Raw genomic sequence first — 11,250 nt, 5'->3', positions numbered from 1 at the left:
GGCGATAATTGTACGGTACGTCTTGATGCGGACAATGAACCTCAACCCGATGCACTATTAAGAATTAAAAATGGTGGACAATCAACGATTAGTGAGGATGGTTATGTCGAAGGTGCGCCAGAGTTAATCGTCGAAATTGCTGCGAGTACCGTCTCCCTTGACTTACATCAAAAACTCAATGTTTATCGTCGTAACCAAGTGCAAGAATATTTAGTTTGGCGAGTCGAAGATGGAGAATTTGACTGGTTTAGATTAACCAATGAAGAATATATTAAACTTGAACCGAACTCAGAAGGGATAATTTGTTCCCAGATATTCCCTGGACTATGGTTAGATAGAGATGCTTTATTAGCTGGTGATTTAGCCAAGGTTTTAGAAGTTTTGCAATTAGGAATAGCCAGGAGATGATTAATCATGAAATATAGCATTTTAATTCTTTGGTCTGAAGAAGATAATGCCTATATTGCCAGTTTACCCGAATGGGGAAAATACGCTCGCACTCACGGCAACACCTATCAAGAAGCCATTGATAATGCCCAAGAAGTTTTAGAAGATTTGGTAGATATATATACTCAAGAAAATAAACCTTTGCCCTCGCCAAAACTATTACAAATAGCTGAGAAAATTACTAATGACTAACCTCCCAACTATTCTAGGACTAAAAGTAGGTTTTTCTCCCGGAGAAAATGATTTCAACAAAAACTTAACACAAATTCACTCAAAAACTATTGACTCGGCAAAAAAGAGGTAGTACGATGGAGAATCAAGAGCAATTAGGTCGGATTTACCATGATGAAAACCAAAAGAGAATCAAAAAAACATGAATTAGAACCCCTACAAAGTTTAGAATTACCCATTTTTTGACGACAGGAAATACCAAGATTACAGCTACCGTTAAACCTATTACAACAATCAAGAGAGGATAAATTATGATGACATTAGAACAAGCTCTTATGACAGTTAATGAACTACCTATTGAACAGAGAGAAATGTTAATAGAAATTGTCAAAAATCAAATGATAGAATCCTATCGAGACGAAATAGCCCGAAATGCTAAAGAAGCGAGGGAAGCTTTTCAAAGAGGAGAATTAAAACCGCAACCTTTAGAAGATATTATTGATGAATTAAAAACCCTATTAACAGAAGATGAATGAAAGAGATTATTGCAACACAGAAGTTTAAACGGTCATTTCGTAAATTTGTCAAGCGTAATGCTCAACTTGAACAAAAAATTATTGAAACATTAAAGCTAATGCAAGAAGATATTTTTACCCCTCAGTTAGCCACTCATTCATTACAAGGAAAATTATTAGGACTAAAAGCTTGTTCTTGTGGTTATGATTGTAGAATTATATTTTCTTTAGAAAGACCAGAAACTAATGATAAGGAGCAAAAAGAAGTAATCATTCTAATTGATATTGGTACTCATGATCGGGTTTATTAAACTTAATTTTTAACCTCATTTTTCACCTAACTTACTCTGATTCACTAATCATTAATAAAATGACTCAAATTCTCTCGATTCCAGGACTAAAAGAACTACAAAAACAAACCCAAGGCGCATCAGAAATAACCATCGCCATTCTCGATGGTGTAGTTGACACTAACCACTCCTGTTTTAACGGGGCAGACCTAACCCGTTTACCCACCCTCGTCCAGCATCAAGCCACCGCGGGGCAAATGTCCACTCACGGAACCCATATTGCCAGCCTCATCTTCGGACAACCCAACAGCGAAATCCCTGGCATTGCCCCCCAGTGTCGAGGCCTACTCGTACCCGTCTTCTCCGACGATAACCGCAAACTCTCCCAACTCGATTTAGCGAGGGCGATTGAACAAGCCGCCGAAAAAGGGGCAAAAGTGATTAATATTAGCGGCGGTGCCCTCACTGATATGGGAGAAGCCGAAGACTGGCTAATTCGCGCCGTCGAGATGTGTAACGAGAGAAATATTCTTATCGTTGCCGCTGCTGGCAATGATGGCTGTGAATGCCTGCAAGTTCCGGCAGCCCTTCCCGCCGTCCTAGCGGTGGGTGCTGTTGATGCTAGAGGGCATCCCCTCGACTTTAGTAATTGGGGGGAAACCTACCAAAGTCAAGGCATCCTTGCCCCTGGAGAAAACATCTTAGGGGCAAAACCAGGCGGCGGGACTGTGCAACTGAGTGGGACCAGCTTCGCCGCGCCCATTGTGGCCGGAGTAGCCGCCCTATTACTCAGCTTGCAGGTGCAGCGAGGAGAAACCCCCAATCCTCACGCAGTCCGGGAAGCGATACTAAAAAGCGCGCTCCCCTGCCAATATGCCGACAGCGAAAATGAACCAAAATGTTTAGCCGGAGTGTTGAACATTTCTGGGGCAATTCAACAACTAACAGGAGAAACCATGTCCGAATCTGTGGAAACCCAAGCAACAGTAGAAGCATCGGGCTGTGGCTGCGGTGGTACGCCCGAAACCCCTGAGGCTCAACGCCAAAATCTCGAACTGAGTGCCGCAACTAGCGAACCGGTAATCCCCGTCGCCCAAATTCCCAATCCTGTCACCACCTCTCAAGGAGTATCCATGCCCGAAACTACTAATAAACCTGTTACCCCTAGCCAAGCTGCTGAACCTGCTGGTGGCATCGTCTATGCCATTGGCACCTTGGGCTATGACTTCGGCACCGAAGCCCGTCGGGACACATTTAAACAACTGATGCCGACAGCGGTAATTGGTGGTATTGAAGTTCCCTCTAATCCCTACGATGCCCGTCAGATGGTGGATTACCTAGCTGACCACCTCTCGGAGGCTAAATCCTTAATCTGGACCCTGAATCTGGAACTTACGCCAATTTACGCCATTGAACCCCTTGGCTCTTTTTCCCGGGAAGTTTATGCGGCTTTACAGGAACTTCTTTCAGGACAAGTGCAAGCAGAAGACAGCCCCGAATATATCCAGCGTGTTAGCATTCCGGGACGGATTACTGGGCGGACAGTACGCCTGTTCTCAGGACAAGTTGTTCCCGTCATTGAACCGGATAGCCCCCGGGGAATTTATGGTTGGCACATCAATACTTTAGTCAGTGCGGCAATAGAAGCCGTTGGTGCAGAACAAACAGAAGCCCAAGAAAGCCAAATGCGTCGCACTTTGAGTAGTTTCCTCAACCGCATCTACTACGATTTACGCAATTTAGGGCAAACTTCCCAAGACCGCGCCCTCAATTTTGCCGCGACCAACGCTTTCCAAGCAGCGCAAACTTTCTCTGAGGCTGTGGGTGCGGGGATGGAACTCGACAGTATTAACGTTTCTAAGAGTCCTTTCTGTCGGATGGATAGCGATTGCTGGGACGTACAGTTAAAATTCTTCGACCCGGAAAATAGCCGCCGCGCTCGTAAAATCTTCCGGTTTACAATAGATGTGAGTGACTTAATTCCTGTTACTTTGGGCGAAGTGCGTTCCTGGTCTTCACCTTATTAGTCCTCTCCCCTGCGCTGACTTCTGACTTCAAGTACGGGCGAAGCATTCGGATAGGAAATCTAAGGTTTTAGCGATAGGTTATGCCCGAATGCTTCGCCCCTACCCCCATTATTTACCCCAAAACAACCATGAGACTTCCCAAACAATCTGCTCCCGTCAAACGACCCCATTTCATTCATCCCCATGAATGCGTCGATATTGTTCATGGAGATGGCGAAGACTTGGTATCTATCTTAGTTAAGTTAGTTCATGGAGCGAACTACAACGATCCGGCTCAATTTCAATACCCTCACTATGGCTATCTGAAAATGTCCTCTTTTGGCGGTTTTCGTTATTAGTATCGACTTCTAAAACCTAGTAAAAAACACTGGAGGAAATCAAACAATGGCTACTAAACCTAAAGGAGCGCCAGAACCAGCAGCCGCTGCCGCGAATGTTGACCAACCAACCACGGAAAAACCCAAGATTGAGCAACCAGAAACAACTCAACCTAAAGCTAAATACGTTCCCGCCACTGGTTTAGAAGATTACGGACGCTGGAAAACCATGTTCAAAGATCGCAAAGCGAATCCCAATGATCCGCCGTTTCGTCGGGGTCGAATTTGGTGTTAAACACTTTCCATTAATCTTCAGGTTCTATCCCCAAGGACCTTAACTGTTCCGCTAGGCGATCGGCTCGTTGTCGTTCCTGTTCGGCTCGTTGTCGTTCCTGTTCAGTAGATTCCTGGGAAGTTAACAACAAGTTACCTTCCGCATCCCACCAGCGAAGCCAGGGAAAGAACTGATTTTGGTATTCCCCTTGCCAAATTCCTAACTCTACCTTTAAAGGAGTAATGGTATAATGACCGCGCTGATTAGGAGTCATTTTTTGGTAACGACCATTAACTAACTGGTACATCTCGATCTGGGCCTTGTTAACTTCATAAATCCCATAAAAAGGAATTTGAATCGCTCGCTCATAGATCCAAAATTTACCCTTAACAGGCGTTTTATCCCGTTCTTCTTCACCATTACCAGAGACAAATTCTAAGGCAATAACCGGTTCAATGGTTTCTTTCCACATCACAAAAGAACGCCGGACTTGACCATCAATAGTCGTGGGGACATGGGGAACATAAAACCAATCGGGAGCAACAGCACCTTTTTCTAGGGATTCTGGATACTCTGGTAATCGCCAATAAATCCCACAATCTCGACCCAAACAGTAATTACCGTCAGGATGTAATTGCTCCAAAATGGGTGTAATAGTATGCGTTAAAAGGTCTGCTTGGGGAGGCTCTTGATAGTTTTTCACAAAACTTCCATCTTTATCGGGGAGTTGGGTGTGGTCGGGTAAAGGGGAAGCGCAATACACCGTTGCAGAAGTTTCCTGAATTGTGGTTGAGGATTGTACCTTTTGGGTCATTGAACTCATCTTTAATTCCCCTATTTTTGTTATCTAGCTTTTATTCTATAACTGTTCTTGAAAACCTGCAAAAACTATGCCTGATCTCAATGCTATCCCCGGAATGACCGCTCTTCGCTCCCAGACAAAAGGCGATCCCCGCATCAAAATCGCCGTTCTTGATGGACCAATTGATTTAGACCGCGCCTGTTTTCAAGGAGCAAATATTACCCGACTTGATCCCTATTGGTCCGAAGAATTTTCCATCGATCCGCAACACTTACAAGCCTTTTTAGATATAGAAAAAAGTGACAAAAGTGATGAAGAAAAAGAGTATCTGTTCAAAGAAGCGATCCCCGATGAAAACATCCTCCACAGTTTGCATTTGCGCTTCCATGCTAACCATATTATCAGCACCATTTGTGGCCAGCCAGATTCACCCGTAGAAGGGATTGCTCCTCAGGCTACTGTAATTAATATTCCCATCGCCTATAGCAACGAAGATTTTATTAATCCTCTCAATCTTTCTCGCGCAATTAGTACCGCTATTGAACAGGGAGTTAATATTATCCATTGTGCCGCTTGTCACCCAACTCAAAGCGGATTAGCGCACGAATTTATTGATAAAGCAATTCGTCAAGCTCAAGCTAATAATATCCTGGTGATTGCCCCCGGAGGTAATGATAAAGGAGAGTGTTGGTGCGTTCCTGCGGTATTAGAAAATGTCCTGACAGTAGGAGCAATGAAAGATACAGGCGAGCCATTTAAATTTAGTAATTTTGGTGGTAAATATGCAACTCAAGGGATTCTCGCTCCAGGAGAGAATATTTTAGGCGCTCAACCCGGAACCGATGACCCCATCCGCAAAAAAGGCACTAGCTGCGCCGCTCCCATTGTGACAGGAACAGCCGCTTTATTAATGAGTTTACAATTAGAACAGGGGTTATCTCCCGATGCAGAAGCAGTAAGAGTCGCCTTGATTAATAGTGCCATCCCCTGCGATCCTAATGAAGTAGAAGAACCAGAACGCTGTTTATTAGGAAAAATCAATATTGCGGGTGCTTATGAACTGCTGACGGGAGAGAAATTACAAACTGTTGAAGCGGATAACAATTTGTCGAATAATATCATAAAATCGGCGGTAATTCCGATGACAGTGACAACCTCGGTTATCCCATCTAATACAACCGAGATGGCAACTCAGGGAATAACTATAACCACCCCAACAGCAGCGACAATAGAACTGGTGATCACTCCTAGCAATGCTTCAGAAAATGTTTCCTCAACCGGATTAATACAAAATAATCAAACAAATAAAAATATTGTCTTTAATAGTGTCGTTCCTAGTCAACGTTCAAACCTCGTTTATGTGTTAGGAACTTTAGGCTATGATTTCGGCACAGAAGCGCGTCGGGACACCTTTAAACAATTAATGCCAACCATCACGATCGATAATCTTGAATTACCATCCAATCCCTACGATGCGCGGCAAATGGTAGATTATTTAGAAAGTAATTTATCAGAAACTAAGTCTTTAATTTGGACAGTCAATTTAGAACTAACTCCCATCTATGCAATTAAACCCGTGGGAGCTTTTGCCGCCGAGATTTATCAAGTCATGCAATATATGTTAGCGGGTCAAATATTACCAGAATCTGACGAAGATTATGTTGAAAGGGTGAGTATTCCGGGTATGCTTACAGAGGAAACCGTGAAACTTTTTTCGGGTCAAATTGTTCCCGTCATCAAGGTTAATAGTCCCCGGGGAATGTATGGCTGGAAAATTAATACTTTGATTGAATCAGCCATAGAAACTGTTCGCACAGAACATGAAATCGCCGATGAAGTAAGGATGCGGCGTTCTCTAACCAGTTTCTTAAATCGCATTTATTATGACTTACGCAACGTCGGACAAATCGCCCGCGATCGCGCCTTAAATTTTGCCGCTACTAACGCCTTTCAAGCGGTACAAACCTTCTCCCAAGCAGTAGCAATGGGAATGGAATTACACAGTATTGAAGTGGAAAAAAGCCCCTTCTGTCGCTACGGAAGTGAATGTTGGGATGTGAAATTAAAATTCTTCGATCCCGAAAATGGTCTGCGGGCCAAACGAGTTTTTCGCTTTACCATTGATGTCAGCGATCGCACCCCTGTAACCTTAGGAGAAGTGCGTTCTTGGGCTGTTTCTAAGTGAGGTTTTAGCTTAGGATCAACTTACCAATATTGAAAAAAGCAATAAGCGATCGCTCTTAACTGTGCTGGAAATTTGTCAAGATTAAATTTAACAAACTTAACATCTGAGTCAGATGAACGTAGGTTGGGTTGAAGCATGAAACCCAACGCCTGCTCATGTTACGCTACCGCTAACCCATCCTACAAATAATTGTGCCTCCCTACTTAAATTTAACAAACTTAACATCTGAGTCAGCAGCGAGAGTGTAAGTCGGGATTAGCAATTCTCGCTGGCACTAGCGATCGCTGTTGTCCCGAGAGCAGCGGGAGTAATTGCCCGAATTTTTAGCCCACAGAGACGAGGTATTTTTTGAGCATTCATTGCGAAATTTGTCAAATTATTTAAGAAATGTGAAGGAGCGCAAAGGAAAATTAAAAGAAGGGAAGATATAGATGTTGGGGAGAATACTAAGTGCTAATCTAGGGTTATCCCATCTATTCCGAGGTTAACCGTCCCACAGGAGAAACAATCACCGGATTCCCTTGCCGGCGGCGAAAATCGGTTTCTTTAAATAAAAGTTAACAGAACTTCGCACTTCTGTTAAGAAAAGGTTTACAGAAACTTGTTAGAATAGAGGTAGATAAATCCAGTTGCAAATAGGCGCTCGACCCGATGAATTTTCCGCGCGATCCGACAAAAAAAAGAGAACGAGAACACCGACAATATCTAGACTGTGACCTCTAATTGACTTTCACTCAACAGCGCGAACGAGCAGTTTTTTGAGGATTAAATTCCTAGCATCAACACCCCTTAAAAATAGTTGATGTGGGCAGTCCATAGCAAAATTTTTAGATGGAGTAGTGAGTATGAAGCTATTGATTCAGGGCAATAATATCGCTGTCACCGAACCTATTCATGATTATGTGGAACAAAAGCTGGAGAAAGCGGTGAAACATTTTAACGGCATAACCACAAAAGTCGATGTTCACCTCTCCGTGGAAAAGAATGCGCGCATTCCCGATCGCCACAAGGCAGAAGTAACGGTTTATGCTAATGGAACAGTGATTCGCGCTCAAGAAGGAAGCGAAAATTTGTACGCAAGTATTGATTTAGTTTCTGATAAAATCGCTCGTCAACTCCGCAAGTATAAAGAAAGACTGGTGGATCATCGCACCCACGCTACCGTTAAAACTAGCGAGGTGGTGCAAGAGAAACCCTTAGATGATAACCTAATTGGCGATCGCACTCCCGAATTACCTGCGGAAGTAGTGCGGATGAAATACTTTGCTATGCCACCGATGACTATTGAGGAAGCACTAACACAATTGCAATTAGTCGATCACGATTTCTATATGTTCTGCAACAAAGACACGAACGAAATCAATGTTATCTATCAACGCAATCACGGCGGTTTTGGTGTTATTCAACCCCGTCCCGTCAACCTAAATGGCAAAGAATCCAATTAACAGTTAGCGACTACAAATAAAACAAAAGACTGGAGAAATTCTCCAGTCTTTTTCTCATCTAACCAAGATTAACTTTAACCACTTTATTTTTTTCTGCCACCGCTTTCGGGAGGGTGAGATAAAGAATACCGTCTTGATAGTTAGCGGTAACTTGGCTATTTTGCACCTCCACTGGTAGGGTAATCAAGCGACTAAATTTACCATAATAAAATTCGCTGTTTTCCACCTCGGCAGGGCGTTGACGTTGCCCATTAATAGCCACCATTTGTTTGCTAACCTCCACATCGATATCTTTAATATCCACACCGGGTAATTCGATTTTCAATTGCACGGAATCCTCATTAACAGAGATTTCCACCGGGGGACGAGATACCGATGAAGTTGTCGGTAATACTTCTTGAAAAAGTTGATCGATTTGACGTTGAACAGAATTAATTTCGAGGAAGGGAGAATAAAGAGTGAAAGCCATAGTAATAATTTCCTTGAGAGGTTTTCTCTGACTGCGATTACCTCTATCTTAAGCAACTAACTTGACTTCCACAAGGCGGTTTTCAGGAAACAAAAAGTCGCAATAACCGATACACTTATCAGTTATCAGTTATCAGTGGGGTGTGGGGTGTGGGGAAGTGGGGAAGTGGGGTGTGGGGTGTGGGGTGTGGGGTGTGGGGAAGTGGGGAAGTGGGGTGTGGGAAGAATAAATAAAAATAATCTCCTATCTCCTATCTCCTATCTCCTGTCTCCTGTCTCCTGAATACTGACCCCTGCCTTTTGCCTTTTGCCTTCGTTATAACCATTGTTGTAATTCCGGCCAACCCAAACCCTGACGCACGATATCCGGTTGATCGCTGGTAAAATCAACAATTGTTGACACTTCCGAACCGGGAGCCGAACCATCTTCGATAATTAAATCAACGATATGATCGAGGGCATCGAATAGCCTAGCGGTTTCTAATCCCTTGGTGGGAAAATCCCCCTCCTGATCGGGAAGATGAGCAGAACTAGAGATAATGGGATTTTCTAGGGTTTCGAGAATAGTGCGACAGATAACATGATCGGGAACCCGGATACCAGTGGTTTTCCGCTTCGGATTCATCACCACTTTCGGCACTAATTTAGTCGCCGGTAAGAGAAAAGTGTAGGGACCGGGTATAACTCGTCGCATAATCTTATAAGCATAATCGCTGACCACTGCGTACTCGGAAATATTCGACAAAGAAGAACAGAGAAACGTCAAGGGTTTATCATTAGATAGTTGCTTGATTTGGCGAACTCGTTCGACGGCAGATTTCACATTGAGATCGCAACCGATCGCATAGACGGTATCGGTAGGATAAAGCATAATTGCCCCATTTTTCAGGGCATGACAGATTTCTTGGATAGAACGTTGTTGGGGATTGTCCGGATGGAGAGAGTAAATAGTAGCCATGATAGCAAAATCGTCGCCTATTGGGATTGTCCCACGGGAATCGCCGGGGATATGTGTTTAGGGGCGTTAGTAGATTTAGGAGTCCCCCTAGAATACCTGATTGCACAACTACAAACTTTAGGAATTGAGGATGAATATCAGTTAAAGGCCGAAAAAGTGCATCGTCGCGGTCAAATTGCCACTAAGATTCACGTCGATGTCACTGCCGAGAAGTCCTCTGATCATCACCACCATCACCATCATACCCCCGCTCGCCATTTACCGGAGATTGAAAATTTAATTAAACAGGCAAATTTACCCCAGAAAGTCCAAGAATGGAGTTTAGCGGTTTTTCGACAACTTGCGATCGCAGAAGGGGCTGTTCACGGGATCGCACCGGAAAAAGTGCATTTTCACGAAGTCGGGGCAACCGATGCCATTATCGATATCGTCGGGACTTGTTTGGGTTTGGATTGGCTATCGGTGAGTGAATTATACTGTTCTTCTCTACCCACCGGCGGCGGTACAGTTCAGGCCGCCCATGGTCGTTTACCGGTTCCCGTGCCAGCAGTAGTACAAATGTTCAGTCGGCGACAAGTACCAATTTATAGTAATGGCATCGAAGCAGAGTTAGTAACACCCACGGGGGCAGCTATTGTGACAACTTTAGCTAAAAGTTTCGGTAAACCGCCGAAAATGCAGTTAGAAAAGGTCGGTTTAGGAGCAGGGACAAAAGATTTACCGATTCCCAATCTTGTCCGACTTTGGTTAGGGAAAAAAGAATCAGAAAAGCTAGATGAAAGCGAAACCGTGGCAGTTTTAGAAACTCAAATTGATGACTTAAATCCGCAAGCGATCGCCTACTTAAGTGAGTCTTTATTACAAGTGGGTGCCTTGGATGTATTTAGTCAAGCAATTACTATGAAAAAATCCCGTTTAGGGATACTCTTGACAGTAATTTGTGCCTTGGATAAAATTGCTATTTGTGAAAATATGATCTTTCAGGAAACCACAACTTTAGGCATTAGAAGGACGATTCAAGAGCGATCAATCTTAAAAAGAGAGATACAATTGATCGATACTGTCTATGGACAAATTCGGCTAAAAGTTGCCTACAAAGAGTCAATTAATCAACCGATTACCGTACAACCAGAATACGAAGATTGTGCCGCAATTGCCCGTCAGCATCATCTACCTTGGCGATTTGTTCATCAAATGGCCTTAGCTGTTTGGCAAGAAAAAATCAGTCTTGATAGCAGGGCAATTTTATCATAAAACTGCTATTGTTCAAAAGAACGTAGGTTGGGTTGAAGCATGAAACCCAACGCCCGCTCATGTTACGCTACCGTTAACCCATCCTACAAACAATTGT

The 11,250-nt window shown here is 43.5% G+C and carries 13 protein-coding genes; 10 read left to right on the top strand and 3 right to left on the bottom strand.

Translation table 11 applies throughout. From position 1 onward, the window contains the following. From O9290_RS00655 to O9290_RS00625, 7 genes are all read left to right on the top strand, one after another. Positions 1–408: Uma2 family endonuclease (locus tag O9290_RS00655; protein WP_288086590.1), on the top strand; the 408-nt coding region annotated here is incomplete at its 5' end. A 6-nt stretch (positions 409–414) separates the two neighbouring features. Then, the gene (locus O9290_RS00650; RefSeq protein ID WP_288086588.1) at positions 415–639 is read left to right on the top strand and encodes a type II toxin-antitoxin system HicB family antitoxin; all 225 of its coding nucleotides are present in this window, start codon (positions 415–417) and stop codon (positions 637–639) included. A 290-nt stretch (positions 640–929) separates the two neighbouring features. After that, positions 930–1,154 (top strand): hypothetical protein, encoded by a 225-nt coding sequence (locus O9290_RS00645; protein ID WP_002762738.1) that lies wholly within the window; start codon positions 930–932, stop codon positions 1,152–1,154. Then, on the top strand, positions 1,151–1,444 hold the full coding sequence (locus tag O9290_RS00640) for a type II toxin-antitoxin system RelE/ParE family toxin (RefSeq protein WP_002762741.1): 294 nt from the start codon (positions 1,151–1,153) through the stop codon (positions 1,442–1,444). Before O9290_RS00645 ends, O9290_RS00640 begins: the two co-directional genes overlap by 4 nt. Positions 1,445–1,503: 59 nt before the next feature. Continuing rightward, the gene (locus O9290_RS00635; RefSeq protein ID WP_288056653.1) at positions 1,504–3,450 is read left to right on the top strand and encodes a S8 family peptidase; all 1,947 of its coding nucleotides are present in this window, start codon (positions 1,504–1,506) and stop codon (positions 3,448–3,450) included. Positions 3,451–3,530: 80 nt separating this feature from the next. Beyond that, a complete protein-coding gene (locus O9290_RS00630) occupies positions 3,531–3,788 on the top strand; it encodes a cyanobactin biosynthesis system PatB/AcyB/McaB family protein (RefSeq protein WP_185236828.1) in 258 nt (85 codons plus the stop codon). Positions 3,789–3,834: 46 nt separating this feature from the next. Further along, a complete protein-coding gene (locus O9290_RS00625; RefSeq protein ID WP_288056656.1) occupies positions 3,835–4,062 on the top strand; it encodes a cyanobactin biosynthesis PatC/TenC/TruC family protein in 228 nt (75 codons plus the stop codon). 10 nt (positions 4,063–4,072) lie between these two features. Here O9290_RS00625 and O9290_RS00620 read toward each other — a convergent pair whose 3' ends face one another. Continuing rightward, positions 4,073–4,864: a Uma2 family endonuclease gene (locus O9290_RS00620; protein WP_288056658.1), complete on the bottom strand. Its 792-nt coding sequence runs from the start codon at positions 4,862–4,864 to the stop codon at positions 4,073–4,075. Positions 4,865–4,931: 67 nt separating this feature from the next. Here O9290_RS00620 and O9290_RS00615 point away from each other — a divergent pair, with 67 nt between their 5' ends. Beyond that, positions 4,932–7,028: a S8 family peptidase gene (locus tag O9290_RS00615; RefSeq protein ID WP_288056660.1), complete on the top strand. Its 2,097-nt coding sequence runs from the start codon at positions 4,932–4,934 to the stop codon at positions 7,026–7,028. 845 nt (positions 7,029–7,873) lie between these two features. Further along, positions 7,874–8,473, top strand: a complete 600-nt coding sequence (gene hpf / locus O9290_RS00610; RefSeq protein WP_002762757.1) for a ribosome hibernation-promoting factor, HPF/YfiA family — start codon at positions 7,874–7,876, stop codon at positions 8,471–8,473. 58 nt (positions 8,474–8,531) lie between these two features. Here the strand turns inward: hpf and O9290_RS00605 are convergent, their stop codons facing one another. Both O9290_RS00605 and O9290_RS00600 read right to left on the bottom strand, forming a co-directional pair. After that, the gene (locus O9290_RS00605; protein ID WP_002762759.1) at positions 8,532–8,942 is read right to left on the bottom strand and encodes an Hsp20/alpha crystallin family protein; all 411 of its coding nucleotides are present in this window, start codon (positions 8,940–8,942) and stop codon (positions 8,532–8,534) included. Between the two features lie 315 nt (positions 8,943–9,257). Beyond that, the gene (locus O9290_RS00600) at positions 9,258–9,899 is read right to left on the bottom strand and encodes an L-threonylcarbamoyladenylate synthase (protein WP_002762761.1); all 642 of its coding nucleotides are present in this window, start codon (positions 9,897–9,899) and stop codon (positions 9,258–9,260) included. Here O9290_RS00600 and larC point away from each other — a divergent pair. Further along, a complete protein-coding gene (gene larC / locus O9290_RS00595) occupies positions 9,876–11,153 on the top strand; it encodes a nickel pincer cofactor biosynthesis protein LarC (protein WP_288086586.1) in 1,278 nt (425 codons plus the stop codon). The two genes, O9290_RS00600 and larC, sit on opposite strands and share 24 nt — an antisense overlap. Positions 11,154–11,250 lie beyond the last annotated feature (97 nt).

This window comes from Microcystis sp. LE19-41.2A, assembly GCF_027530405.1.
In the GTDB taxonomy this organism is placed as follows: domain Bacteria; phylum Cyanobacteriota; class Cyanobacteriia; order Cyanobacteriales; family Microcystaceae; genus Microcystis; species Microcystis aeruginosa.
The sequence above is the reverse complement of the archived record's forward strand: the minus strand, read 5'-3'. Positions and strand labels throughout refer to the sequence as shown.